This is a genomic window from Saccharopolyspora sp. MMCC62, assembly GCF_057736575.1.
This window is the reverse complement of sequence record NZ_JBYKCM010000004.1, coordinates 489,161-514,951: the sequence shown is the minus strand read 5'-3', so window position 1 is coordinate 514,951 and position 25,791 is coordinate 489,161. Positions and strand designations below refer to the sequence as shown.

18 protein-coding genes are annotated in these 25,791 nt (G+C 74.3%); 5 read left to right on the top strand and 13 right to left on the bottom strand.

What is annotated here, in order from left to right; all coding sequences use genetic code 11:
• Positions 1-40: 40 nt before the first annotated feature.
• The 10 genes from AC29IT_RS12790 to AC29IT_RS12745 all read right to left on the bottom strand — a co-directional run bounded on the left by AC29IT_RS12790 (position 41) and on the right by AC29IT_RS12745 (position 17,076).
• Complete coding sequence (locus tag AC29IT_RS12790; RefSeq protein ID WP_488218811.1) at positions 41-3,343, bottom strand: error-prone DNA polymerase; 3,303 nt, start codon at positions 3,341-3,343, stop codon at positions 41-43.
• Positions 3,340-5,358 carry a DNA polymerase Y family protein gene (locus tag AC29IT_RS12785; protein WP_488218810.1) on the bottom strand — a complete coding sequence of 673 codons (2,019 nt, stop codon included), beginning with the start codon at positions 5,356-5,358 and terminating at the stop codon, positions 3,340-3,342. Before AC29IT_RS12785 ends, AC29IT_RS12790 begins: the two co-directional genes overlap by 4 nt.
• A complete protein-coding gene (locus AC29IT_RS12780; protein ID WP_488218809.1) occupies positions 5,348-6,430 on the bottom strand; it encodes a hypothetical protein in 1,083 nt (360 codons plus the stop codon). Before AC29IT_RS12780 ends, AC29IT_RS12785 begins: the two co-directional genes overlap by 11 nt.
• A 611-nt stretch (positions 6,431-7,041) precedes the next feature.
• Complete coding sequence (purH, locus tag AC29IT_RS12775; RefSeq protein ID WP_358436571.1) at positions 7,042-8,607, bottom strand: bifunctional phosphoribosylaminoimidazolecarboxamide formyltransferase/IMP cyclohydrolase; 1,566 nt, start codon at positions 8,605-8,607, stop codon at positions 7,042-7,044.
• Positions 8,604-9,197 carry a phosphoribosylglycinamide formyltransferase gene (gene purN / locus AC29IT_RS12770; protein WP_358436679.1) on the bottom strand — a complete coding sequence of 198 codons (594 nt, stop codon included), beginning with the start codon at positions 9,195-9,197 and terminating at the stop codon, positions 8,604-8,606. Before purN ends, purH begins: the two co-directional genes overlap by 4 nt.
• A gap of 231 nt (positions 9,198-9,428) precedes the next feature.
• The gene (locus tag AC29IT_RS12765; protein WP_488218808.1) at positions 9,429-11,051 is read right to left on the bottom strand and encodes a cell division protein PerM; all 1,623 of its coding nucleotides are present in this window, start codon (positions 11,049-11,051) and stop codon (positions 9,429-9,431) included.
• Between the two features lie 296 nt (positions 11,052-11,347).
• The gene (locus AC29IT_RS12760) at positions 11,348-12,454 is read right to left on the bottom strand and encodes a DUF5336 domain-containing protein (RefSeq protein WP_488218807.1); all 1,107 of its coding nucleotides are present in this window, start codon (positions 12,452-12,454) and stop codon (positions 11,348-11,350) included.
• Between the two features lie 332 nt (positions 12,455-12,786).
• Positions 12,787-13,671: a succinate--CoA ligase subunit alpha gene (gene sucD, locus AC29IT_RS12755; protein WP_358436580.1), complete on the bottom strand. Its 885-nt coding sequence runs from the start codon at positions 13,669-13,671 to the stop codon at positions 12,787-12,789.
• A gap of 3 nt (positions 13,672-13,674) precedes the next feature.
• The gene (sucC, locus tag AC29IT_RS12750; RefSeq protein ID WP_358436583.1) at positions 13,675-14,844 is read right to left on the bottom strand and encodes an ADP-forming succinate--CoA ligase subunit beta; all 1,170 of its coding nucleotides are present in this window, start codon (positions 14,842-14,844) and stop codon (positions 13,675-13,677) included.
• Between the two features lie 423 nt (positions 14,845-15,267).
• A complete protein-coding gene (locus AC29IT_RS12745; RefSeq protein WP_358436586.1) occupies positions 15,268-17,076 on the bottom strand; it encodes a hypothetical protein in 1,809 nt (602 codons plus the stop codon).
• A 698-nt stretch (positions 17,077-17,774) separates the two neighbouring features.
• Here AC29IT_RS12745 and AC29IT_RS12740 point away from each other — a divergent pair.
• Positions 17,775-18,512 (top strand): M23 family metallopeptidase, encoded by a 738-nt coding sequence (locus AC29IT_RS12740; RefSeq protein WP_358436588.1) that lies wholly within the window; start codon positions 17,775-17,777, stop codon positions 18,510-18,512.
• 89 nt (positions 18,513-18,601) lie between these two features.
• Here the strand turns inward: AC29IT_RS12740 and AC29IT_RS12735 are convergent, their stop codons facing one another.
• Complete coding sequence (locus tag AC29IT_RS12735; RefSeq protein WP_488218806.1) at positions 18,602-19,069, bottom strand: GbsR/MarR family transcriptional regulator; 468 nt, start codon at positions 19,067-19,069, stop codon at positions 18,602-18,604.
• An 87-nt stretch (positions 19,070-19,156) separates the two neighbouring features.
• Between AC29IT_RS12735 and AC29IT_RS12730 the strand changes: the two genes are divergently transcribed.
• Positions 19,157-19,978, top strand: coding sequence for a class I SAM-dependent methyltransferase (locus AC29IT_RS12730; RefSeq protein WP_358436593.1), 822 nt, complete (start codon positions 19,157-19,159; stop codon positions 19,976-19,978).
• A gap of 23 nt (positions 19,979-20,001) precedes the next feature.
• Here AC29IT_RS12730 and AC29IT_RS12725 read toward each other — a convergent pair whose 3' ends face one another.
• Positions 20,002-22,455 carry a UvrD-helicase domain-containing protein gene (locus tag AC29IT_RS12725; RefSeq protein ID WP_488218805.1) on the bottom strand — a complete coding sequence of 818 codons (2,454 nt, stop codon included), beginning with the start codon at positions 22,453-22,455 and terminating at the stop codon, positions 20,002-20,004.
• A gap of 285 nt (positions 22,456-22,740) precedes the next feature.
• Between AC29IT_RS12725 and AC29IT_RS12720 the strand changes: the two genes are divergently transcribed.
• On the top strand, positions 22,741-23,058 hold the full coding sequence (locus AC29IT_RS12720; RefSeq protein WP_358436599.1) for a chorismate mutase: 318 nt from the start codon (positions 22,741-22,743) through the stop codon (positions 23,056-23,058).
• A gap of 84 nt (positions 23,059-23,142) precedes the next feature.
• Here the strand turns inward: AC29IT_RS12720 and AC29IT_RS12715 are convergent, their stop codons facing one another.
• A complete protein-coding gene (locus AC29IT_RS12715) occupies positions 23,143-23,919 on the bottom strand; it encodes a 3-hydroxybutyrate dehydrogenase (protein ID WP_358436602.1) in 777 nt (258 codons plus the stop codon).
• 160 nt (positions 23,920-24,079) lie between these two features.
• Here AC29IT_RS12715 and AC29IT_RS12710 point away from each other — a divergent pair, with 160 nt between their 5' ends.
• On the top strand, positions 24,080-24,400 hold the full coding sequence (locus AC29IT_RS12710; protein ID WP_358436605.1) for a hypothetical protein: 321 nt from the start codon (positions 24,080-24,082) through the stop codon (positions 24,398-24,400).
• A gap of 158 nt (positions 24,401-24,558) precedes the next feature.
• Complete coding sequence (locus tag AC29IT_RS12705) at positions 24,559-25,791, top strand: hypothetical protein (protein ID WP_488218804.1); 1,233 nt, start codon at positions 24,559-24,561, stop codon at positions 25,789-25,791.

The following is a 25,791-nucleotide window of genomic DNA, read 5'->3' as shown; positions in this document are numbered from 1 at the left end:
TCCGCCACCCACCTCGCAGCATAAGGAGACCGCCGAGCGCTCAGCAGAAGTCGCGGGATGTCGATGGGACCCGCATGTCGAGTCGCTGCAAGCGGTCCGCCCGCAGGTTCACCACCCCCTCGGAGCGCTCCACCGTGCCGCGCACCAGCAGCGCCGCGCTGCCCCGCGCCACCGACCGGTAGCGCGCCCACAGGCCCGGCGAGCACACCACGTTGACCATCCCCGTCTCGTCCTCCAGGTTCAGGAACGTGATGCCGCCCGCCGTCGCCGGACGCTGCCGGTGCGTCACCGCGCCGCCCACCAGCACCCGCTCCCCGTGCGCCACCTCGGACAACCCGGCCGCCGGAACCGCGCCCCAGCCGTCCAGCCGGGACCGCACGAACTGCACCGGGAAGCTGTCCGGCGACACGCCCGTCGCCCACACGTCCGCCGCGGCCAGCTCCACCCCGTCCATCCCCGGCAGCACCGGCGCCGCCGCCGACACCGTGGTGCCTGGCAACCGATCCGGCCGGTCCGCCGCCGCGGCGGCCGCGTTCCACAGCGCCTCCCGGCGGGACAGGCCGAAGCAGCCGAACGCGCCCGCCGTCGCCAACGCCTCCATCTGCGGCGCGGACAGGCCCACCCGCCGCGCCACGTCCGGCAGGTCCGCGAACGGGCCGTGCTCGGCCCGCTCCGCCACCAGCCGCTCCGCGGCGCCCTCGCCGACGGTGCGCACCGATGCCACGCCCAGCCGCACCGCCTGCCCGCCGTCCGAGCGCTCGTCCGGCTCCAGGTCCGCCCGCACCCGGCTCGCGTTGACGTCCGGGCCGAGCACCCGCACCCCGTGCCTGCGCGCGTCCGCGGCCAGCGACTGGGGCGAGTAGAAGCCCATCGGCTGCGCCTTCAGCAGCGCCGCGCAGAACGCCGCCGGGTAGTAGCGCTTGAACCAGGCGCTGGCGAACACCAGCAGCGCGAAGCTCAACGCGTGGCTCTCCGGGAACCCGTAGTTCGCGAACGCCAGCAGCCGCGCGTACACCCGCTCCGCCAGCTCCTCGCCGATGCCGTTCGCCGCCATGCCCGCGAACAGCCGGTCCCGCAGCCGCCGCATCCGCTCCCCCGAGCGCTTCGCGCCCATCGCCCGGCGCAGCTCGTCGGCCTCCGCGGGCGAGAAGCCCGCGACGTCCACCGCCAGCTGCATCAGCTGCTCCTGGAACAGCGGGACGCCCAGCGTCTTCGCCAGCGCCCCCGCCATCAGCGGGTGCTCGTAGTCCCACTCCTCCAGCCCGTTGCGGCGGCGGATGTACGGGTGCACCGAGCCGCCCTGGATGGGGCCGGGGCGGATCAGCGCCACCTCCACCACCAGGTCGTAGAACTCGCGCGGCTTCAACCGCGGCAGCGTCGCCAGCTGCGCGCGGCTCTCCACCTGGAACACGCCGATCGCGTCGGCGCGGCGCAGCATCTCGTACACCGCGTCGTCGGCCAGGTCCAGCTCGCCCAGGTCCACCCGGCGGCCGTGGTGCTCGGCGACCAGGTCGATCGCGTAGTGCAGCGCCGAGAGCATGCCCAGCCCCAGCAGGTCGAACTTCACCAGCCCCGCGGCGGCGCAGTCGTCCTTGTCCCACTGCAGCACCGTGCGACCCGGCATCCGCGCCCACTCCACCGGGCACACCTCGCTCACCGGCCGGTCGCACAGCACCATGCCGCCGGAGTGGATGCCCAGGTGGCGGGGGAAGCCGAGCAGCTCGTCCGCCAGTTCCCGCACCTGCGCCGGGATCTCCTCGTCGGCGGGGATCTCGTGCCAGGACTCCACCCGCTTGCTCCACGCGTCCTGCTGCCCCGGCGAGTGGCCGAGCGCCCGCGCCACGTCCCGCACCGCCGACTTCGGGCGGTACGAGATCACGTTCGCCACCTGCGCGGCGTGCGTGCGGCCGTGCAGGCCGTACACGTACTGGATGACCTCTTCGCGGCGGTCCGACTCGATGTCCAGGTCGATGTCCGGCGGCCCGTCCCGCTCCGGGGCGAGGAACCGCTCGAACAGCAGCTCGTAGCGCACCGGGTCCGCGTTCGTGATCCGCAGCGCGAAGCACACCGCCGAGTTCGCCGCCGAACCCCGGCCCTGGCACAAGATGTCCTGCTCCCGGCAGAACCGCACGATGTCGTGCACCACCAGGAAGTAGCCGGGGAAGCCGAGCCGTTCGATCACCGCCAGCTCGTGCTCCAGCTGCCGGTACGCGGCCGGGTTCCGCTCCGGCGGGCCGTAGCGGTCCAGCGCGCCCCGCATCGTCAGCTCCCGCAGGTGCTGCGCCTCGGTGCGGCCCGGTGGCACGTCGAACGGCGGCAGCCGCGGCGCCACCAGGCGCAGGTCGAACGCGCACTCCCGGCCCAGCTCGGCGGCCGCGGCCACCACACCCGGGTAGCGGGCGAACCGGCGCGCCATCTCGGCGCCGGACCGCAGGTGCGCGCCCGCCGACGGCGGCAGCCAGCCGTCCAGCTCGTCCAGGCTGCTGCGGGCCCGGATCGCCGCCAGCACCGCGGCGATCCGCTCCCGGTCCGGTGCGGGCAGGTGCGCCGCCGTGGACGCCACGGCCCGCAGTCCGCGGCTGCGCGCCAGCTCGTACAAGTCGTCGTTGCGCACCGAGTCCTCCGGCAGCCCGTGGTCGGTGAGCTCCACGGCCACGTTCTCCGCGCCGAACAGCGCCACCAGCCGGTCCAGTTCCGCGGCGGCCGCAGACGTCCCGCCCTCGGTCCACGCCGCGCGCACCGCGCCCTTGCGGCAGCCGGTCAGCACCAGCCAGTGCCCGTCGGCCTCCGCCGCCAGCTCCGCCAGGTCGTAGTGCGGGCGGCCCTTCTCCCCGCCGCGCAGCTGCGCGGTGGTGATCGCCCGGCACAACCTGCGGTAGCCCTCCGGGCCGCGGGCCAGCACCAGCAGGTGCCGGTCCGGCGGGTCCGGCTCGCCGGTGCGGGCGGAGGCCCGGCCACCGTCGCCGCCCAGGCCCAGTTCGGCGCCGAAGAGGGTGCGCACGCCGTGCTCGGCGGCGGCCTCCGCGAAGCGCACCACCCCGTACATGCCGTCGTGGTCGGTCAGCGCCACCGCTTCCAGGCCGAGGCGGGCCGCTTCGGCGACCAGCTCCTCCGGGTGGCCCGCGCCGTCCAGGAAGCTGAAGTGCGAGTGCGCGTGCAGCTCCGCGTAGGGGACGTCGGCGGGCGCGGGCGCGCCCCCGCCCCGGTAGGGCGCGCGGGTCCGGGTCCAGGCGGGGCTGTCGCCGCCGTCGCCGGGATACCGCTCGTCGCGCGGCAGGTTCCCGTTGCCGGACAACGCTTTTTCCAGCTCCGACCAGGTCTGCGGCGGGTTGAACCAGTTCACCGGTACACCCCCTGCACCCACCAGGCGGCGTTCTCGTGCACCAGCAGCAACGCCACCTCGCCCGGGTCGTCGTGGTCTTGGCCGTCGGGCCGGCTCTGGCGGTCCTGCCGGTCGGGCCGGCTCTGGCGGTCCTGCCGGTCGGGCCGGTCCTGCCTGTCCTGCCGGTCGGACCGGTCCTGCCGGTCCTGTCGGTCCTGCCGGTCGTGGCAGTCGTGCCGGTCGTGGCAGTCGGTCCGGTTTTGGTGGTCGCGCCGGCTTTGCCGGTCGGGTGGGTCTTGGCCGTCGGGCAGGTCTTGCCGGTCTTGGCGGTCGGGCCGGTCTCGGTGGTTTCGGTGATCGCGCCGGCTTCGCCGGTCGCGCAGGTCGGTTCGGGGCTCGTCCGGTCCGGTCTCCGGAGCGAGGACCACCTGCAGGCGCGCGAGCAGCGGCGAGGTCTCTCCCGCGGGGCCGGTGTTCCCGGCGGGTCCGGAACCTCCGGCAGGTCCGGAGCCCTGGTCCCACCAGCGTTCCCGCAGCGGCCACGGCCCGGCCCAGCCGACGACCTCCCGGCCGCGGCCGTGCACCAGCACCCGCCGCGGCGGTGCGGTCAGCTCCGCCCTGGCGGTGAGCCGCACCGGTTCGCCGGACGCGTCGAGCACCGTCGCCGGCCACGGCCGTTCGGGCAGCACCGACGGGGACGGCGCCGGTACCCGCCCCGGCCACGGCCGGTCCGGTTCCAGCCGCGGGTGGCGTTCCGCGCCCCACGGCACCAGGGTCACGCGGTCCCGCGCGTCGCGGCCGCCGGAGGGCACGCCCACCAGCACCCGGTCCGGCCCGAGCAGCCCTTGCACGCGCACGAACGCGCGTCCCGCGCGGGCGTCGGCGGCACCGGTCGCCGAGTGCACCAGGTCCAGCTGGAGGCCGCCCGCGCCCACGACCTCCTCCGGGGACAGCGCCAGCACCGCCACCCCCGAGGTGGGGCGCGGTTCCCGTGCTCGGGCGCTGAGCCAGCCGTCGAGCTGCCAGCGCACCCGGTCCACGGTGTCGGCCGGGGTCAGCGGTTCCGCGCACCGCCACACCCGGTGCAGTTCTTCGCCGTGCTCGGTCCGCGCGGCGATGCCGAGCCGCGTGCAGGCGACGCCGCGGTCCGCGAGCAGCCGGTGCAGCCGTTCGGCCAGCGCTCGCGCCGCGAACGCCGCGGCGTCCACCCGGTCGACCGGCGGGTCCAGCTGCTCGGTGACCGTCAGTTCCGGTGCCGGGCGGCGCCGGTCCGGCGGGCGTTCCTCGGCGCCGCGGGCGGAGCGCTGCGCCAGCAGCGCGTCGGAGCCGAAGCGGGTGGTGACGTCACCGGGAGTCAGCGCGGCGAACTCGCCGAGCGTGCGGATTCCCAGGCGTCGCAACAGGTCCACCAGTTCCGCGCGGTTCGCGGTGAGCCGCTGCGCGGGCTGGTCGATCTCGCCGATGCCGAGCGGAGCGAGGAATTCCCCGCTCCCACCCGGTGGCACCAGCACGCCGCGCCGGGCCGCGAGCACCCCGGCGAACAGGCCGTCGGCCGCGCCCACCTGGCATTCCACCCCGGTCTGCGCGGCGACCTGGTCGACGAGCCGTTCCGCGGCGGCCTCCTCCGAACCGAAGTAGCGGGCGGGGCCGCGGGCCGGCACCGCGACCAGTCCCGGGCGCACCACCTCCACGCCGGGGTTGAGCTGTTCGATCGCGGCCACCACCGGCTCGAACAACCGCGCGTCCCGCGCCGGGTCGTGCTCGGACACCACGAGCTCCGGGCACCGGCCCTGCGCTTCCCGGCGCCGCATCCCGCGCCGGACCCCGGCGTCCCGGGCCGTCGCCGAGCAGGCCAGCACCCGGTTCGCGCTGAACACGGCAGCGGGTGCCAGCGGGTCGAGGTCGTCGGCGCGGGAGGCCGCCACCACTGGCCAGTCCGGACACCACACCAGGAACCGCCGCACCGCGGAGCCGTGCCCCGCGTCCGGAGCCGCGTCCGGCTCGGGCGTGCTGGGGCGGGTGCGGTCAGCAGGCATGGTCGCCGCTCCGCACCGGCCGCAGCGCCCGCCGCTCCCCCGCGAGGTCCGCCGCTGCCGGTTCCGCCGCTGCCCGTTCCGGCGTTGCCGGTTCCGGCGTTGCGAGTTCCGGCGTTGCGAGTTCCGGCGCTGCGGATTCCGGCGCTGCACCGGATTCCGGCGACGGAACGAGGTCCAGTGACGCCACCGGTTCCAGCGGCGACACGGTTCCCAGCGGCGCAGCAGGTCCCCACGGCGCAGCCGACCCCACCGACGCCGCCGATTCCGGCCCCGCCACGGGTTCCCCTGCCGGAGCAGGTTCCAGCGACGTCGAGGCTTCCGTCGAAGCCACGGGTTCCAGTGGTGCGACGGGTTGCAGCGGTGCCGTCGGTTCGAGTGGTGCGATGGGTTCCAGCGGCGTCGTCGTCTTCAGCGGTGCTGAGGGCCCGCCGCGCCCCGGCAGCAGCATCCGGCACGAGCGCGGCCGGGACGCCGCCCCGCGTCCGCCCGCGCGCACCGTGACCTCGCGTTCCCGCAGGTGACCGTGGCCCTGTCCCACGCCGCGCCACCGCGCCTGCCCGCACCGCAGCCGCACCTCGGCGCCCGGCCAGGCGCCGAACGGCAGCAGCACCGCACCGCGGTGCCGAGCCCTGGTGGACAACCGGCGGGCGTCGGCCTCGGTCACCAGCCCCGGGCGGCCGACCACCACCAGGTCCACCCCGTCCAGCAGGGCGGCGATCACGGCGACCGGGTCGTCCCCCGGATGCGGGACCAGGGCCAGCCGGGACAGTTCCACGCCCGCCTCGGACGCCGCGGACAACCCGAGTCCGGGGAGCCCGACGACCGCCGCCCAGGAGCCCGCCGCCGTCGCCGCGGACAGCAGGGCGAACAGCAGGGAGGTCGACTCGTGCACCGCCACCGTGCTGCCACGGCGCAGGCCCGGCCATGGCAGCACGGCGGCGAATTCCGCCCGCGCAGGCAGCACCCGTCCCGCAACGGGATCGCCGCCCGCCTCGGCGGCCGGGGAAGCCACGGACACCCCGTGAGCCGTGGTCACCCCGTCCAACGCCACCAAGGACGTGCTCGCGGACATCCGCCGTCTCCCCACCTCGTTCGCAGGGATGCCCGACCCCGTCTCGGGCACCCACGTCCGCTGTGGGGAGACAGCGGTGAGGTCGTGCCGTCTGCACCCGAACGGCACCACCTCGTGGAACGACCGCCCCCCGACGGCGATCGCTCCGGAGTTCTTCCGGTAGTTCAGTACTTCCGGCGGTCCCCGTTCCACTGCGGACCGCCGCCGTTGCCGTTGCGTCCCGTCCTCGACATCACCGTCCCGATCACTCTCGTCCGCACGCCCCCGCGACGCCCGGAGTCCTCCGGTCACCGGTGGCCCCGGGCACCCCGCCCCTGAGCCGCACCGCAGGCCGTTCCCGACCCCGACCGGAGATCGAACCCTTGTTCGACCGACTCAAGTAAACCCTGGCCAGGAGCCCGCCGTCAAGGCGTTGACACCAAAGAGCGAACACAAGTTCGATAACAGCAGGTGGACGCATCCCCGCCCCGAAAACCCGCCGCACACCCCCATCCTGCCCCGCCCCACCGACAACCCGTCGCGCACGCGAAGAGGGGCGGCGCAGGTCCGAAGACCCGCACCGCCCCTCCGCGGAAGCACCACCCGGCCGACCAGGCCGGGCGCGGAACAGCTCAGTGGGCGAAGTGCCGCGTGCCCGTCAGGTACAGCGGAATCCCCGCCGCCCGGCACACCTCGACCGTCTCCTCGTCCCGCACCGAACCGCCCGGCTGCACGATCGCCCGCACCCCGGCGTCGACGAGCACCTGCGGCCCGTCCCCGAACGGGAAGAACGCGTCGGAGGCGACCACCGAACCGGAGACCCGCTCCCCGGCCCGCGCCACCGCGAGCCGCGCCGAGTCCACCCGGTTGACCTGGCCCATGCCGACGCCGACCGTGGCGCCGTCGTCGGCGAGCAGGATCGCGTTCGACTTCACCGCGCGGCAGGCGCGCCAGGCGAACCGCAGGTCCGCGAGCGTGGCCTCGTCCGCCGCGTCGCCCACGGCGAGCGTCCAGTTCGCCGGGTCGTCCCCGTCGGCGTCGATCGCGTCGGACTGCTGCACGAGGGTCCCGCCGGAGATGGCCCGCATCTCGACCCGGCCGGAGCGCGGCGGCTGCGCGGTGAGCACCCGGACGTTCTTCTTCCGGGCCAGCACGTCGACCGCGCCGTCGGCGTAACCGGGAGCGACCACGACCTCGGTGAACACCTCCGCGATCTGCTCGGCCATCGGCACGGTGACCTCGCGGTTCGCCGCGATGACGCCGCCGAAGGCGCTCACCGGGTCGCACTCGTGGGCCTTGCGGTGCGCGTCGGCGATGTCCTCGGCGACGGCGATGCCGCAGGGGTTGGCGTGCTTGATGATCGCCACGCAGGGCCGGTCGTGGTCGTGGGCGGCGCGCCACGCGGCGTCGGCGTCCACGTAGTTGTTGTACGACATCTCCTTGCCGTGCAGCTGCGCGGCGGCGGCCAGACCGGTGGCCTCCCCGCCGGAGACGTACAGCGCGGCGGCCTGGTGCGGGTTCTCGCCGTAGCGCAGCGCGGACCGCCGCTCCCAGGTCTCGCCGAGCCAGCCGGGGAACGCGGCGTCGTCCCCGGTGGGCACCCGGCTCATCCAGCCCGCGACGGCCACGTCGTAGGACGCGGTGTGCCGGAACGCCTCCGCGGCCAGCTCGACGCGCTCGGGCAGCGTGAAGCCGCCGGCGCGCACCTGCTCCAGCAGCCACTCGTACTTGCCGGGGTCGACGACGACGGCCACGTTGGCGTGGTTCTTCGCCGAGGCGCGCACCATGGCGGGGCCGCCGATGTCGATCTGTTCGATGACCTCGTCGGGCGCCGCGCCGGAGGCGACGGTGCGCACGAACGGGTACAGGTTGACCACCAGCAGGTCGAACGCCGGGATGTCCAGTTCGGCGAGCTGGTCGGCGTGCTCCGGGCGGCGCAGGTCCGCGAGCAGGCCCGCGTGCACCCGCGGGTGCAGCGTCTTGACCCGGCCGTCGAGGGCCTCCGGGAAGCCGGTGAGCTCTTCGACGGGCGTGACCGGCACTCCGGCATCGGCGAGGGTGCGCGCCGTACCACCGGTCGAGACGATCTCGACGCCTGCCGCGTGCAGCCCGGTGGCCAGGTCCAGCAGGCCGGACTTGTCGGACACGCCGATCAGCGCCCGGCGCACCGGCCGCCGTTCCTGCGAGTTCTGGGTCACGGGATTTCCACCTTCCGTCCCTGCACGGTCCAGCCGTGCCGCGCGAGCTGTTCCACGGTCTCCACGAGCAGCCGCCGCTCGACCGCCTTGATGCGTTCGTGCAGGCTCGCCTCGTCGTCGTCGGGCAGCACCGGCACCGCCTCCTGCGCCAGGATCGGGCCGGTGTCCACGCCCGCGTCGACCACGAACAGCGTGCAGCCGGTGACCCGCACCCCGTGCTCGAGGGCGTCGCGCACCCCGTGCATGCCGGGGAACGCGGGCAGCAGCGCCGGGTGGCTGTTCAGGTAGCGGCCGCCGTAACGGGCGAGGAAGCGCTCCCCGGCGAGCTTCATGAAGCCCGCGGACACCACGAGGTCCGGTTCGTGCTCGGCGCACGCCCCGGTCAGCGCCTCGTCCCAGTCCTGCCTGGTGGCGTGGTCGGCGACGCGGCGCACGAAGGTCGGGATGCCGGCGCGCTCGGCGCGGGCGAGGCCTTCGATGCCGGGCCGGTCGGCGCCGACCGCCACGACGCGCACCGGGTAGTCGGGGCGCGCGGTGGCGTCGAGGAGGGCCTGCAGCAGGGTTCCGGAACCGGAGACCAGCACGACCACGCGGGCCGGATCGCCGGGGCGGAACCGCGTCGGCGGCTGCGCGGACGGGTCCGGTTCGGGGGTGCCGGGGGCAGGGTCCGGTCGTGCTGCGGAGGCCGCGTTCGATGCGGGGGTGCTCAGCTCTGACTCCTGACAGTGCCTGGTCACGATCTCACCGAGCAGCGTAGGCGGCGGCCCGCCGCGGTACTCGGCCAGGTCCCGGGCGAGTGGCCCAGCCCTCACCGAGCGCGGTCAGCGGGAACCGGGCCCGTCGGCGTCGTCGTCGGCGGGCCGGTGCGCCTCGCCGCGGGGGCGGGGGTCGGGGACGTCGGTGTCGCCGTGGATCTCGCCGGACCAGGAGCGGGCCTGGTCCGGGTCCTCGACCTCCTGGGCCCGGCGGACGAGGTCGGCCCACTCCTCCTCGTCGAGGTCGAATTCGCGATCCGCGGTGGCCGCGGGGTCGGCGGCCGGGTCGTCGGGGTCGTCGAGGTCGGCGAGGTCGTCCGGGTCGTCGAGCCCGTCGGGGTCGTCGAGCTCGTCGGGGTCCGCGGCCTCCCGGTCGAAGTCGGTGTCCTGGTCGAAGTCGCCGTCCTCGTCGAAGTCGCCGTCCTCGTCGACACCGGTCTCGTCCAGCGCGTTCTCGCCGTCCAGCTCCTCGCCGTCGAACCCGTCGCTGTCCAGCTCGCCCGCGTCGTCGAACTCAGGCTCGTATCGCGCCACCGGGAACAGCCACACCGCGAGCAGCGCGGGCACCAGCACCCAGCCGAACGTGACGAGCGCGAGCACCGGCGAGTGCAGCGAGATCGGATCGAACCGTCCGCCACCCGCACTGCCCCCGGCCATCGCCCCGACCAGCAGGACGCCGAGCGCCCCGACCAGCGCCGCCACCGCGACCGCCGCGGGACGCCGCGCCTGGTCCAGGTCGCGTCCGCAGCGCAGCCCGACCACCGCGCCCACCGCCGGCGGCAGCACCAGCGCCACCGGCCACCACCAAGCCGCGGCTCCGGTCGGCAGCGCCGCCAGCAGCGGGACGTCCGGGACCGCTCCCGGCGCGGTCTCGTAGAACCGCGCGGTCAGCCCGCCGACACTGATCCCCGGCCCGGCCGCGAAGGACCACCCGGCGAGCGCCGCGTTCGGCAGGTACAGCAGCGACAGCAGCAGCAACCCGAACGCGTCACCCGCCGAACCGGCTCGTCCCAGCACCTCCCCGGCGCGTCCCGTCGACAGGCACAGCGCCACCACCGCCACCACCGCACCCGCGACGAGCAGGCACGCCCACCCCAGCAGCGCACCGCGCAGGCCCGCGCTGACCGTCGGCCCGGCCCGCCACCGCACCGCCGCCGCGAACTCACCCGTGCGGCACGCCCCGGCCGCCGCCCCCGCGGCGGCCACCAGCCCGCAGCGCAGGAACGCGCTCGGCACCGAGGCCTCGACGGACCCGCTGAGCAGCGCGGCCAGCACCGCACCGAGGGCCGCGTGCGCGGTGGCGACCGCGCCGATCACCCGCACCGCGTCGCGCGCGGTATCGGCACCCGTGCGGCGCAGGAACACCGCCGTGATCGCGGCGATGAGCAACCCCAGCACCGCGGTGGGCAGGAACGGCAGCACCGACAGCGGGGAGCCGAGGACCACCAGCGGGACCTGGTGCGCCACCAGCCAGCCCGGTACGGCGGCCGCGAACAGCGCGGTGGCGCCGACCTCCGGGCCGCTCGCGGTGCCGGTGGCGAGCGCCAGCAGCGTCGCGGACAGCAGATAACCGGCGAGCACCGTGGCCACCGCGACCAGACCGAGCCGGACCGCGCCGATCGGGTCGCGGTACTCGGCATCGTCCTCGGGCACCAGATCCGGATCGGACGGCGATTCGATCAGCGGCATGCGGCCGAATCTCGCACCGGCGCAGCCGCTCTCACCCCATGACGCGCCCAAGCGTCCGCCCATCGAGCGACGACGATCACGCAGAGTTCGTCTCTCCGGTTGTCTCCGGGCTCGTTCTGCGAGGTGGGGCGGGTGGCGGAACCTCAGCGGCGGTGCCGGTTGCGTGCGTGGACGGCGCTCAGCGGCTTCGCCGCTGACAGGAAAAGGCGAAAGGACTCGGCGTGGGGCGTGGTCGTGGCGGAACGCGCGAAGGGCGCCGCCGCGGGATGCGGTCGGCGCCCTTCGGGGGACTTGCGTCAGTTCTGGCCGGGGTAGGGCATCTGCCTGGTGCCTTCCGGGCCGTCGTTGACCTGCTGCTGCGGCGCGGAGGCCGGGCCGGGGTCACCTGCGGGCGAGCCGCCCGCGGGGCTGTCCTGGCCCTGCTGGCCGTAGCCGCCCGCGGGGCTGTCCGGGCCCTGCTGCTGGGCGTAACCGCCGGAAGCACCGGGGCCGCCGTAGCCGCCGCCGGGGCCCTGCCCGTAACCGCCGGGCGCGCCCTGGCCGTAGCCGGGGCCGGGCTGGCCGGGACCGCCCTGGCCGGGGTACCCGCCCTGCGGTTGGCCGGGCTGGCCCGGCTGGGCCTGGCCAGGATGCGGCTGGCCGGGCTGGCCCTGCTGCGGCTGGCCGGGCTGGCCCTGCTGCGGCTGGCCGGGTCCGCCCTGCGGCCCGCCGAAACCGGGCTGGCCGGGCGGCGGTCCCCACGGCTGCTGCGGCTGGCCACCGGGACCCTGCGGCCCCGGACCCTGCCCACCGGGACCGGGCGCACCCGGTCCCGGACCGCCCGGTCCCTGACCGCCCGGACCCTGGGTACCCGGACCCTGCGCGCCGGGTCCGCCGGGCCCTGGCTGGCCGAGCGGCGGGAACGGCCCGGTGCCGGGACCCTGCTGGCGGCCGCGCGGATCGGGGCCCTTGGCGCCGCCGCCGGGCAGCGCGACGACCTCGGACTCGGCGAGCAGCAGCACGACGACCACGGCGGCCTGCACGAGGGCCAGCACGAGCTGGACGATCGCGATGCCCCCGGCGAGTCCGGCGATGACGGCCTGCAGCACGGCGAGCGCGCCGTAGACGGCGAGCGGGACGGCCGCGGGCAGCACGTTCGGCGCCTTCGGCAGCACGCGCAGCCCCATCAGCACCGCGGTCCCGACGATGGCGAGCCCGGCCGTGCCGCCGATCAGCCCGGCCGCGGCCTGGTCGAAGAATCCGAGCACGTAGGCGATGAACCCGGCTCCCGCGGCCACGAGCGGCAGGACGGACTTGAGGTCGGTGCCACCGGCGTTCGCCGGCTGCGGCGGCTCCGCACGAGGAGGCCCTGCGTGCGGAGGTGCCTGCTGGTGGGGCGGCGGTGCACCGTAGGGCGTGGACATGGTTGAGAGGACTCCTCCTCGCCGAGGGTCAGGAGAACACAAGTGTCCTCCCGGAAGAGTGACACCCGAAACGGTATCGGACTGTGATTCGGCCACCGAACGGGTACGGATCGCCCATTCCTCCCCCGCGCACGCCCCGTCCGAAGCCGTCCGCACCGGTCACCGGCCACCCGGCCGCGCCGCGCCCGTCCCCCGCCCGACCCGCCGCGCGCCCGGAACCCCGTCCGGTTGGCAGGTGTGGAGAAGTTCACCGCAGCGGACGCGCGCAGCGCGAACGACCGGGGCCGGGCACCTCGTTCGGTGCCCGGCCCCGGTCGTGGGAAGGGTGGAGCTCAGCCCTTGACGATCTCGCGCATCAGGTTCGCGGTCTCGCTGGGGGTCTTGCCGACCTTGACGCCGGCGGCCTCCAGGGCCTCCTTCTTCGCGGCCGCGGTGCCCGAGGAACCGGACACGATGGCACCCGCGTGGCCCATGGTCTTGCCCTCCGGCGCGGTGAAGCCCGCGACGTAGCCGACCACCGGCTTGGTGATGTTGGCCTTGATGTAGTCGGCGGCCCGCTCTTCGGCGTCGCCACCGATCTCGCCGATCATCACGATCGCCTCGGTCTCCGGGTCGTCCTGGAACGCCTGGAGCGCGTCGATGTGCGTGGTGCCGATGATCGGGTCACCGCCGATGCCGACGGCGGTGGAGAAACCGATGTCGCGCAGCTCGTACATCATCTGGTACGTCAGCGTGCCCGACTTCGACACCAGGCCGATCTTGCCGGGGCCGGTGATGTCCGCCGGGATGATGCCCGCGTTGGACTTGCCGGGCGAGATCACGCCGGGGCAGTTCGGCCCGACGATGCGGGTCTTGTTGCCGGTGGCGTTCGCGTGCGCCCAGAAGTAGGCGGAGTCGTGCACCGGGATGCCCTCGGTGATCACCACGGCGAGCGGGATCTCGGCGTCGATGGCCTCGATGACCGCGTCCTTGGCGAACTTCGGCGGCACGAACAGCACCGACACGTCGGCGCCGGTCTCCTTCATCGCCTCGGCGACGGTGCCGTAGACCGTGAGCTCCTTGCCCTCGATCTCGACGGTCTGCCCGGCCTTGCGGGCGTTGACGCCACCGACGATGTTCGTGCCCGACTTCAGCATCCGCGCGGTGTGCTTGGTGCCCTCGGACCCGGTGATGCCCTGGACGATGACCTTGCTGTTCTCGTTGAGGAAGATGGCCATGGGTCACGCCCCCGCAGCAGCAAGTTCGGCGGCCTTGTCGGCCGCGCCGTCCATCGTGTCGACCAGGGTGACCAGCGGGTGGTTCGCCTCGGCCAGGATGCGCCGGCCTTCCTCGACGTTGTTGCCGTCGAGCCGGACGACCAGCGGCTTGGTCGCGTCGTCGCCCAGGATCTTCAGCGCCTGCACGATGCCGTTGGCGACGGCGTCGCAGGCGGTGATCCCGCCGAAGACGTTGACGAACACCGACTTCACGTCGTTGTCCCCGAGGATGACGTCCAGCCCGGCCGCCATGACCTCGGCGGACGCGCCGCCGCCGATGTCCAGGAAGTTGGCGGGCTTGACGTTCGAGTGCGCCTCGCCCGCGTACGCCACCACGTCCAGCGTGGACATGACCAGGCCGGCGCCGTTGCCGATGATGCCGACCTCGCCGTCGAGCTTGACGTAGTTGAGGCCCTTGGCCTTGGCCTTCGCCTCCAGCGGGTCCTCCGCCTCGGCGTCGACCAGCTCGGCCTGCTGCGGCTGCCGGAACGCGGCGTTCTCGTCCAGCGTGACCTTGCCGTCCAGCGCGATGATCTTGCCCTGCGGGTCCTTGACCAGCGGGTTGATCTCGACGAGCGTGGCGTCCTCCGAAACGAAGGTCTCCCACAGCTTGACGATCACGTCGACGACCTGGTCGGCCACCTCGGCCGGGAACTTCGCGGCCTCGACGATCTCGCGGGCCTTCGCGGCGTCCACGCCCTGGATCGGGTCGATCGCGATGCGCGCCAGCGCCTCGGGCTTGGTCGCGGCGACTTCCTCGATCTCCATCCCGCCCTCGACCGAGGCCATCGCCAGGAAGTTCCTGTTGGCGCGGTCGAGCAGGAAGGAGAAGTAGTACTCGTCGGCGATGTCGGAGGCGGTCGTGATCAGCACACGACGCGTCACGTGGCCCTTGATGTCCAAGCCGAGGATCGCCTCGGCCTTGGTCTGGGCCTCGTCCGGCGTCTCGGCCAGCTTCACGCCACCGGCCTTGCCGCGGCCCCCGGTCTTCACCTGGGCCTTGACCACCACGGGCCCGCCGAGTTCGTCGGCGGCTGCCTTGGCCTCTTCGGGATTGGTGGCCACGGAACCGGGCAGCGTCGGCACTCCGTGGGAAGCGAAGAGTTCCTTCGCCTGGTACTCGTACAGGTCCACTCGACTCTCCTGCGACGTCGGTGTCGGACTGGGCGACCATAGCGACCTGCGAGGACGACCGGTGCGCCGCACCCGGTGAACTGGCTCACCCCGTTCGCCCGATCGCCGCAGGTGGATGCATCCAGACCGGGGATTTCGGCGCTGGAAAACCGCTGGACCGGGCCGCGGAGTGACGAACGGAACACCGGTTCGGCGCGCGTCAAGGGGACCCGGCGCGCAATTTCGCCCGTTTTTGCGCACCGCCGGATTTCGCGCCCGCGTTGCGGCGTCAGCGCTCCGGCGTCAGCTGTCGCGGCGATCAGCACTCCGGCGAGCGGACCGCGAGCGGCGCTCCGACGTCAACGCGGCGACCAGAACTCCGACGAGCAGCCTTCCGGAGTCAGCACTCCGACGAGCAGCGCTCCGGCGTCAGCGGCTCCGGCGTCAGCGCTCCGGCGAGCGGGCGGCGAGCGCCGCGGCGACCAGCAGCACGACGGCGGCGGCGATCGCGCACCAGAGCCCGGGCCCCGGCACGGCACCCTCGGCACGGCCCGCGGTGAGCGGGAACTCCAGCGCGCGCACGGCCATCACCAGCGCGGCGCCGACGAGCAGCGCGGCGGCGCGCGGGGGCCTGCTGCGGACGGCGAGCACCGCGGCGACCAGCACCGCGACCCCGGCACCGATCAGCCCCCAGGAGGACGTGCTGAACCGGGTGAACACCCCGGGCGCGGTGTAGTCGGGCGCGGCGAGCACCGGCAGCAGCACCGCGGCGAGCCCGAGCAGCGCGGCGACCGCGGCGGGCACCGCGACCGCAGGCCGCCAGCTCCGCTCGGCGAGGTCGTCGGCGCCGCGCTCCGGGTGCCAGTCCGGTTCGGCCAGGTCGACCTCTTCGCGTTCCACGCCGCCCGCCAGCGCGGCGGTGATCGCGGCGAGCAGCGCGCACGCCATGGCTCCGCCGGAGATCCACGCGCCCGGGGCCGCGTTCGCGCCCGCGACCTGGGTGGCGGTGAGCACGGTGTCGAGCGCGGCGGCTCCGGCCAGCGGCACCGCCGTCCAGGCCACGGCCAGCGCGGGGCGCACGGCGGCGGCGATCGAGGGCACCAGCAGCGCCGCGCCGAGCAGCACCAGCAGGACGCCACCGGGCCACAGCAGCCGCGCCGGGTACAGCGACGGGTCGTCGACCCAGCTGGGCATCTCCAGGTGCGGGGTGAGCGCGCCGGTGATGGCCAGCGCGCCGGCGAGCACCGCGAGCGCGCCCGCGGTCCGCAGCAGCCGGGTCAGCGCGGGCAGCCGCACGTCGCCGGAGCCGCGGGCCGGGTCGCGACCGCCCTCGACGGCCAGCCCGACCAGCACGAGCGCGGCGCCCAGTTCGAGCGCCGGTCCCCAGCCGAACTGCAGCCGGGGCAGCAGCGCCACCGCGACCAGCGGCGGCACCGCGACGGCGGCCAGCCCGGCGGCGAGCCCGAGCAGCCCGCCGCGCACCAGGTCGCGGTCGGCGGAACCGGACATGAACGCGGCGGCCGCGGGCACGGCGATCGCCAGCAGCAGGCTGCCGAGCGCGACCGGGACCGGCGCTTCCACGGCGGGCTTGGCCAGCAGGTACGGGTCCTCGGAGGTGAACGGCCCCATCAGCAGCCCGACCGCGGCGATGGCGGTCGCGCACAGCACGAGCGCGAGCAGCCCCTGCCTGCGCGCCCCGGCGCGCCCGCGCCCGGGAGCGCCGTCAGCGGCGGCCTCGGCGACGGAGCTGCCCGCGAAGGCGTCCTCGCCGAACGAGCCGAACGCGTCGGAGGAGCCGTCGGCGTGGTCGAACAGCCCGCGGCCGGCGATCAGCGCGAGCACCCCGGCGGCGAGGGCGAGCAGGTGCCCGGCCAGCAGCAGCCAGGTGCCGAGCGCCGGGCCGAGCGGGTCGAGCGTGTCGGGCAGCAGCAGCTCGGGCCGGGCCGCGAGCCCGGCGTCGACGACGAGCTGCGCGTCCTGCACCAGGCGGCCGGGCGCGAGCACCGCGGGTCCGAGCAGCACGGCGGCGGCCAGCGCGGGCCTGCTCCCGCGGAACACCGCGGCGAGCACCGCCGGGATCAGCGCGGGCACCAGCAGCCACGGCCAGGAGGTGAACCCGGTCGGCATGTCCGGCGCGACCAGGCCGAGCAGCGGGGCGAACGCGGCGAGCAGCGCGCCGAGCGCGGACAGCGCGATCGCTGCGGTGAGACCGGTCGGCGGACCGGTGGGTTCGGGCGCCGTCGGGCGGCTCATCTGCGTCTCCGGGGATTCGAACGGGAGATCGGGCCGGGCACTCACCGCGCCGACGCTAGCAACTGATCGCCCCGAGGCCCGCCGGGGATCTGCGGCGGCTACGCACGGTGTCGGGGATGTCGGCTCGGGCGGCGGTTGCGCCGGGACCGTGGCCGCTGCGGGGGCGCTTCGGGAGGGCCGGGAATAGCGGGAGCGCCGGGCGGGTTGTCCGACTTGAGGCCCCGGACGGGTCATCGGGGTTGAGTGCATTGCGAGCATTTTTATGTGACTTGCATCACTCGCAGGCGTGGCGCATCACTGCCCGAAGCGGAACCACCCCGTTCCTCTAGTCCGAACGGGACCGTCTTCCTCGATCACGAACCGCCAGGCAGTGCCACTCGGTAACACCGCCCACCGCGCAGCCGCACGGCACGCGGCCGCGTCAGCACGCCTCGAGTCGGTCACTCCGTGTAGTGAAACAAGCACTGATCGAGATTTGCCCCTAGGGGATGAGCCTGGTTACTGTCCCCCGGTCCGTTGTCACGGTCCGATCACGAACGCCGGTTACCCCGACCGGCGCCCCGGAACCCCGTCCGGGAGCCAGTGACGGACTCCCCGAGACGGAAGGGCAGGCCTTGTCTCGACACCGCTCCCCCGGCGGCGCCCCGATCGCCGAGGAGTCGTCCCCGCACGATCTTCCGCAACAGCGCCAGCGGCGGATGTCCACCCCGCCTTCGGTCATCCGCGGTCGGCTCGTCGTCGCAGCCGTCGCAGCAGGCGCGTTCGCCGCCGCCGGCCAGTCGATGGCCAGCGGCGACCCGGCCCCCGACCAGGACGGCATCACCCCGCTCGCCTCCGGTCAGGACGCGGCCGCCTCGTTCAGCTCCGCCGCCGACGACTCCTCCAGCGGCATGGGCGGTTCCGCCCCGGCCCCGGAGATGCTGCCGGTCGCCAAGGTCAGCAGCGCGGACTCCGAAGTCCAGAAGCTGGCCAAGAGCGAGCGCATCTCCGAGCAGCGCGCGGAGGAAGAGGCCGCCCGCATCGCCGCCGAGGAGGAGGCCAAGCGACCGAAGATCGTCGCTCCGGCCGAGGGCACCTTCACCTCCGGTTTCGGCGGCCGCTGGGGCACCACGCACTACGGCATCGACATCGCCAACAGCAAGGGCACCCCGATCGTCTCCGCCGCCGACGGCGTGGTCATCGACGCGGGCCCGGCGAGCGGTTTCGGCCTGTGGGTGCGCGTGCAGCACGAGGACGGCACGATCACCGTCTACGGCCACGTCAACACCATCACCGCCAGCGAAGGCGAGAAGGTGAAGGCGGGCGACCAGATCGCCACCATGGGCAACCGCGGCTTCTCCACCGGTACCCACCTGCACTTCGAGGTGTGGAACTCCAGCGGCAAGAAGATCAACCCGCTGCCGTGGCTGAGCGAGCGCGGCGTCGACGTCACCTGATCCACCCGGTTCCGCGAGCGGACGACCCGCCCGGCCGGTGACGGTCCGGCGAGCCGTCCGCTCCGGCCGTCCGGCAGGTCATCGGCGGTTCACCGCTGCTCCCGCCACCGCCGCATCAGCTCGGGCATCTCGGCGCGGAGGAAGTCGAAGAAGCGGCGCGTCTCGTCCAGGCGCAGGCCCGCCTCGGTGTCCGCGCCCACCGCATCCACGCCGACCGCGAGGGTGCGCACCCAGGCTTCGAGCATCCCGTCCCGCTGCATGATCGTCTCGTACCAGAGGTCGTCCCGGACCCGGTAGTGATCGCGGCGCAGCCCCGGTTCGCGCTCCCGGACGACCATGCCCGCCTGCACCAGGTGGCGGACCGCGCCGGACACCGCGGCCGGGCTGATCCGCAGCCGCTCGGCGATCTCCGCGGCCGTGCGGCGCGCGTCGGGGGCGATGAGCAGCCCGGCGAACACCCGCGCCGCCATCCGCGGCATCCCGGCGGCCGCCAGGTCCAGCGCGAAGCGCTCCACGAACCTGTCCGCCGCGTCCGGCTCCCCGTGCTCCACCCGCATGATTTTATACGCTTCCTTTATTTCACGAAGTTGTGAAAGGAGCGTAGCTTCAGCTCCGCAGGACCGCACTCACCTGGGGAGCAACCGATGGACCGCGAACGAGCCGACCTCACCGGAGCACCGGCGACCATGCTCGCCACCCTCTACGGGCGCGCGCTGCACAGCCGCACCGCGAACCCGGTGCTGCACGACCCGTACGCCGAGGAGGCCGTGCGGCGCATCGACCACGACTTCGCCGCCACCGGGCTGCGCGGGAACGACGCGCTGTCCGTGGCGCTGCGCGGGCGGCTGTTCGACGACCTCACCGCGGTGCGGCTCGCGGCGAACCCGGACGTGGTCGTGCTGCACCTCGGGTGCGGGCTGGACAGCCGCGGCCGGCGGCTCGACCCGCCGCCGAGCGTCGAGTGGTACGACATCGACCTCCCCGAGGTCATCGACCTGCGGGAGCGGATCTACCCGGCACGGCCGCACCACCACGTCCTCGGCGCCTCGGTCACCGCGCCCGACCTGCTGGACGGCATCCCCGGCGACCGGCCGGTGCTGGTCGTCGCCGAAGGACTGCTGATGTACCTCACCGAAGCGGACGGGACCGCGCTGCTGCGCCGGATCACCGAGCACTTCCCCGCCGGGCACCTGATCTGCGACGTGCAGAGCCCGCTCGCGACGCGCTGGGCGCACCTGCTCAACGGCGCGGTTCGCGCGGCCGGGGCCAGGCTGACCTGGGGCGTGCGCGGCGGCGCCGAACTGGAGCGGGCCGTGCCGGGACTGGTCCTCGACGAGGAGCGCACCTTCTTCGACGTCCCCGGGCTGGAACGCGTGCACCCCGCCTACCGGGCGCTGCTGCGCGGCATGGGCGGGATCCCCGCGCTGCGCAGGCTGGCCCTCATCCTCACCATGCACTTCGGCTGAGGGCCGGCCTCGCGGGAGAGGACTCAGAGCTTGGTGATCGGGACGCTGCCGATGAGCATGAGCCGGACCGTGCCCGAGCTGCCGAAGTCGATGGTCGCGGTGGCCCGCGGCCCCTCCCCCTCGGTCGCCAGCACCGTGCCGAGGCCGTACTTGTCGTGCGTGACCCGGTCCCCGGCGTCGAGCTTGATGGCGACGGTGTCCTTCCAGCCGGGCGCCCCGGTGCTGCGCAGGCCCCGCGAGGCCACCGAGGCCTGCGCCGAGTCCGAACCACCCCGGTCGAAGCCGCCGCGACCGCCCCAGGTGCTGCGCACCTGCGGTGCGGCGCGCTCCGGTTCGATGCGCCGCCACTCCATCAGCTCGTCCGGGATCTCGGTGAGGAACCGGGACGCGGGGTTCGCCATCGGCTGGCCCCACGCCGAGCGCATCAGCGCCCGCGACAGGTACAGCCGCTGCCGGGCGCGGGTGATGCCGACGTAGGCGAGCCTGCGCTCCTCGGCGAGTTCCGCGGGATCGCTCAACGCCCGCATGTGCGGGAAGATCCCGTCCTCCCAGCCGGTGGAGAACACCACCGGGAACTCAAGGCCCTTCGCGGTGTGCAGCGTCATCAGGGTGACCACGCCGTCGCCGGACTCGGGCAGCGAGTCGGCGTCGGCGACCAGGGACACCCGCTCCAGGAACGCGGCGAGCGAGTCGTCGGCGGGCAGGCCGAGGTCCTGCTCCTCGGGGTCCTCCGCGGCCGGTTCGGCGGGAGCGACGACGGCCTCCGCGGACGGGTCGGTGCCCTCGGTGGCGACCTCGCCCGCCTGCGGCGCGCGGGCTTCGATGAACTCGCGGGCGACGGTGACGAGCTCGACGAGGTTCTCCACCCGCGTCGCGTCCTGCGGGTCGTCGCTGGCCTCCAGCTCGCCGCGGTAGCCGGTGCGCTCCAGCACCGCGTCGAGCACCTCGGCCACGTCGGCTTCGGCGGCGACCTCGCCCAGCTCGTCGAGCAGCGCCACGAACCCGGCGATCTGCTTCTGCGCGCGGGTCGCCAGCGCCGGCACCCGGCCCGCCGCGGCCGCCCGCAGCGCGGTGGCGAAGGAGGTGCGCTCCTGGTCGGCGTGCGCGGCGACGACGGCCTCCGCCCGGTCCCCGATGCCCCGCTTGGGCACGTTGAGGATGCGGCGCAGGCTCACCGTGTCGTCCGGGTTGTCCAGCACGCGCAGGTAGGCGAGGGCGTCCCGGACCTCGCGGCGCTCGTAGAACCGCACGCCGCCGACCACGCGGTACGGCAGGCCGAGCCGGATGAAGACCTCTTCGAACACCCGCGACTGGTTGTTCGTCCGGTAGAACACCGCGATGTCGTTGAACGTGACCTCGCCGTCGTCGACGAGCCGGTCGATCTCGCCCGCGACGAACGCGGCCTCGTCGTGCTCGTTGTCCGCGACGTAGCCGACGATCGGGGCCCCGTCCCCCGCATCGCTCCACAGCCGCTTGTCCCGGCGGTTGGGGTTGCGGCGGATCACCGAGTTCGCGGCGGTGAGGATCGTCTGCGTCGAGCGGTAGTTCTGCTCCAGCAGGATCGTGCGCGCCTGCGGGTAGTCCCGCTCGAACTCCTCGATGTTGCGGATCGTCGCGCCGCGGAAGGCGTAGATCGACTGGTCGGCGTCCCCGACCACGCACAGCTCGGCGGGCGGGGTGCCCAGCTCGGTGTCCTCGGTGCCGACCAGCTCGCGCACCAGGGCGTACTGGGCGTGGTTGGTGTCCTGGTACTCGTCGACCATCACGTGCCGGAAGCGGCGGCGGTAGTGCTCGGCGATCGCCGGGTGGCCGCGCAGCAGGTCGACCGTGCGCATGATCAGGTCGTCGAAGTCCACGGCCTGCGAATCGGCCAGCCTGCGCTGGTAGGCGGCGTAGACCTGCGCGACCTTGCGCTCCAGGTCGTTGCCCGCGCGCTCGGCGGCCTCCTCCGGCGTGACCAGCTCGTTCTTCAGGTTGGACACGTGGATCGACAGCGTCTTCGCCGGGTACCGCTTCGAGTCCAGCTCCAGCTCGCGGCCGATCATCGTGATGAGCCGCTTGGAGTCGTCGGAGTCGTAGATGGAGAAGTTCGACGACAGCCCCAGCGCCTTCGCCTCGCGGCGCAGCACCCGCACGCACATCGAGTGGAACGTGGACACCCACATCGCGTTCGACCGGCGGCCCACCAGGTCGGCGACGCGCTCCTTCATCTCCGCGGCGGCCTTGTTCGTGAACGTGATCGCCATGATCTGGCCGGGGTGCACGCCCTGCGCCAGCAGGTGCGCGATGCGGCTGGTGAGCACCCTGGTCTTGCCGGACCCGGCGCCCGCGACGATCAGCAGCGGGGAACCGGTGTGCGCCACGGCGTCGCGCTGCTGCGAGTTCAGGCCCGCGAGCAGCGCGTCCGGTTCGTGCCCCGCCGGGCCGGAACCGGACTCGGAGGAACCGTCGTGCGGGAGATCGAAGAGGGTGCTCATCGTCGCTCCACGTTACCGGCCGCCCCCGACAGCCCGGCCGCCGACGGCGGTCCCAGCGATCGGGAACGTCGTCCCGGTGGATGGCCACCGGAGCTCGGGTTGTGGCAGACTGGCGGCGTGCTGACGCGGACGCGCCTCGCTTGCGCGAACTTTTACTACGGGCGGACCGGGATTCCGACGCCCGTAGCCGTGTGAGCGCGCACACCACTACGACGCCCCGGAGTCCTCGGACTCGGGGCGTTTCACATGTCCGGTCCGGGGTGGGGCCGATTCGGAGGACGAGTCATGAACGCCGCTGTGGACGGTGAGCAGCACCAGCCCGAGCCGAACGACGCACCGGATACCCCGGCGCGTCCCGCCACCGAGGCCATCGCGAACTTCCGCGAGGAGATCGACTACCTGGACGCCGAGATCCTGCGGCTGATCAAGCGCCGCGCCGACGTCTCCCGGCAGGTGGGCGAGGCGCGGATGGCCGACGGCGGACCGCGCATCGTCTACAACCGCGAGATGGACGTCCTGGCGCGCTACCGGGAGCTGGGGCCGGAAGGCCGCGAGCTGGCGATGATCCTGCTCCGCCTCGGCCGCGGCCGCCTGGGCCGCTGATCGCCCGAGGTGCACTGATCACCCGAGGTGCACGGCCCGGCGGCGGGCCGTGCACCCGGCGCGGACGGCCGGACGGCCGGGCGGTCAGTGCGCCGTCCAGCCGCCGTCCATCGGGAACGACGAGCCGGTGATCGACGCCGTGCTCGGGCCGCACAACCAGTGCACCAGGTCGGCCACCTCGTCCGGTTCCACCAGCCGCTTCACCGGGGTGCGCGCCAGCAGCACGTCCTCCACGACCTGCTCCTCCGGCACCCGGTGCAGCTCCGCCTGCTCGGCGACCTGCCGCTCCACCAGCGGGGTCCGCACGAAGCCCGGGCAGACGCAGTTCGAGGTGACGCCGTAGCCCGCGGCCTCCACCGCGACCGTCTTCGACAGCCCTTCCAGGCCGTGCTTGGCCGCCACGTAGGCGCTCTTGAACGGGGACGCGCGCAGGCCGTGCACCGAGGAGATGTTCACGATCCGGCCCCAGCCCCGCTCGTACATGCCGGGCAGGGCGGCGCGGATCAACCGGAACGGCGACTCCAGCATCACCGTCACCAGCTTCGCGAACATCTCCGGCGGGAACTGGTGCACCGGCGCCACGTGCTGCAGACCGGCGTTGTTGACCACGATGTCGGCGTGCTCGCCCAGCCCGGCCGCCGCGTCCGGGTCCTCCAGGTCGACGATGCGCGCCTCGGCGTCGATCTCCGCCGCGATCCGCTCCACCGCTTCCGCCGCGCGATCCACGACGATCACGGTCGCCCCGCTCGCGGCCAGCCTGCGGGCGGTGGCGGAACCGATGCCGCTGGCCGCGCCGGTCACGACCGCCCGCTTGCCGGCGAGGGAGTACTGGTCCGGGAGTTCGGCGGGGCGATCGTTCATAGCCTGAGAACCTAGGCGTGATGCCGATCTCAATCCAGTGGATCGGCACAACCGCTTCCGCGAGCGGCGGCGCAGGCCCAGCTCAGCGCCGAACTTGCCCGGACGGGCCTCGGGGAAACCACCCATACCGGACCGGTCCGCGACAGGGCAGACTGGAGGCATGGGTGCACTCATCGGGATCGTCGCATTGCTCGTCACGCTCGTGGCGGTCGCCGCCGCCGCCGGGCACGGGGCCTACCTCGGAATGCTGACCTCGGCGGCGAAGAAGCGGCCGGGCGGTCAGCCGGTGGCCGACTTCGCGCGGAAGCGGCTGCCGGTCGCGGGGGCGACGCTGGCGGTCACGGTGGTCGCGCTGCTCATCGCGCTCGGCGGGTCCGGCGGGGCCGACGTGTTCGCCATGCTGCTCGGTGCGGGCGGGGGTGTCGGCGCGCTCAAGGCGCTCCAGACCACCCAGACCAAGTTCCGCAACAACGACTACTGATCCTCACCGACCCGAGTGGCTGCCTGAGCGGGAACTACTCCGGGCTGTGATCGCAAGTCAAAAATCGCCGCGCGCCGTCCCTCTTTCGGGCGGTAGTCAGTGTTATCACCGACTCGTGTGACGCGAGGGGCGCGCGGCGCTGCCTAGCCTCGCCGACCATGACCCCTTCGGCGGTGTCCCCCTCGGCGACCACGACCGAGCACGACGACCTCCCCGCTCCGTCCTGGCCGGGCGGTGCGGCCGTCGGCCCGGCTCCCGGTTCCTACGGCGCGTGGCCGACGAACTTCGGCCGCACCACGAGCACCGGCGTCAGCTGGGGCGGCCTCATCGAACAGCCCGCGCCGGGCGCGGGCCCGCACCGGATCCGCGCGATCAGCGCGTGCGCCGCCGACACCGGCGTGCACGACCCGTTCGCGGACACCGGCCCGCTGCCCGCGGTGGCGAGCACCGTCGCGAGCACCACCACCGTGGCCGCCGCCGGAGCGACCGGCGCTGCCACCACCGGGGCTGCCACCACCAGGGCGGCAGCCACCGTGGCCGCCGCCCCAGCGCCCGCCGCCGCGCCGGGTACCGATCCGCTGAGCGACACCACCCCGGTCGGCGGCCTGCACAAGTTCGACCTCGGCATGGTGCCCGCCTCCGTCACGCCACCGCGTTCCTCGCGCCGCGCGGCCTGGTTCGCGGTGCTGTCCGCCGGTGCCGTGCTCAGCGGACTGCTGCTGATCGCGACCACGCTGGTCAGCCCGACCACCTCGATCGACGCCCTGCAGCTGCCGCGGATGCCGCGGGCCACGCAGTTCCCGGCGCCCGCTCCCGAACCGCACGCCCGGCACCCGCACACCCAGCGCCCGGACGCGCTCGCCGACCGGGTACCGGGGCCGGGGATCGCGCCGCCGCCCGGCGCGGCGCAGCCGGAGGCCCCCGGCGCGGCGGACCTCCCGCCCGCCCCGGCTCCGGAGCACGGCGCTCCCGGGCCGGTTCCGGGAGCGGGTGACCACCCCGCTCCGGTGGACGAGGCACCGGAGGCCGCACCGCAGGCACCGCCGCGGCCACCCGCGCCGGTCACCTACCGGGACGAGCTGCTGTCCTTCGCCGATCCGCAGCTGGTGGCGGCCCGCTCGGCGGACTACTTCGGCGCGATCAGCTCCCACGACCTCGCCGGGGCCTACGCCGGGACGACCGGGCGGCTGCGGGCGGCGGGTTTCGACGCGTTCGCCGAGCGGTACCGGGACGCGGCCGCGGTGGAGGTGCTGTCCGTGTCGGCCACCTCGGCGAGCACCGTCACGACCCTGCGCATCACCGGCGCCGACGGCTCGGTGCGGGAGCAGCAGCGGCGGTTGCGCTTCACGCCCGGCGCGAACCCGCGGGTGTACGCCGACGACGCGGCCTGA

Coding starts and splice junctions, on each gene's coding strand:
- AC29IT_RS12745 (WP_358436586.1), bottom strand. CDS start 17,076: ATGAGCCGCCCGACGGCGCCCGAACCCACCGGTCCGCCGACCGGTCTC.
- AC29IT_RS12705 (WP_488218804.1), top strand. CDS start 24,559: ATGACCCCTTCGGCGGTGTCCCCCTCGGCGACCACGACCGAGCACGAC.
- sucD (WP_358436580.1), bottom strand. CDS start 13,671: ATGGCCATCTTCCTCAACGAGAACAGCAAGGTCATCGTCCAGGGCATC.
- AC29IT_RS12765 (WP_488218808.1), bottom strand. CDS start 11,051: ATGCCGCTGATCGAATCGCCGTCCGATCCGGATCTGGTGCCCGAGGAC.
- AC29IT_RS12780 (WP_488218809.1), bottom strand. CDS start 6,430: ATGTCCGCGAGCACGTCCTTGGTGGCGTTGGACGGGGTGACCACGGCT.
- AC29IT_RS12740 (WP_358436588.1), top strand. CDS start 17,775: ATGTCCACCCCGCCTTCGGTCATCCGCGGTCGGCTCGTCGTCGCAGCC.
- AC29IT_RS12725 (WP_488218805.1), bottom strand. CDS start 22,455: ATGAGCACCCTCTTCGATCTCCCGCACGACGGTTCCTCCGAGTCCGGT.
- AC29IT_RS12710 (WP_358436605.1), top strand. CDS start 24,080: ATGGGTGCACTCATCGGGATCGTCGCATTGCTCGTCACGCTCGTGGCG.
- AC29IT_RS12720 (WP_358436599.1), top strand. CDS start 22,741: ATGAACGCCGCTGTGGACGGTGAGCAGCACCAGCCCGAGCCGAACGAC.
- AC29IT_RS12715 (WP_358436602.1), bottom strand. CDS start 23,919: ATGAACGATCGCCCCGCCGAACTCCCGGACCAGTACTCCCTCGCCGGC.
- AC29IT_RS12735 (WP_488218806.1), bottom strand. CDS start 19,069: ATGCGGGTGGAGCACGGGGAGCCGGACGCGGCGGACAGGTTCGTGGAG.
- AC29IT_RS12785 (WP_488218810.1), bottom strand. CDS start 5,358: ATGCCTGCTGACCGCACCCGCCCCAGCACGCCCGAGCCGGACGCGGCT.
- AC29IT_RS12730 (WP_358436593.1), top strand. CDS start 19,157: ATGGACCGCGAACGAGCCGACCTCACCGGAGCACCGGCGACCATGCTC.
- AC29IT_RS12760 (WP_488218807.1), bottom strand. CDS start 12,454: ATGTCCACGCCCTACGGTGCACCGCCGCCCCACCAGCAGGCACCTCCG.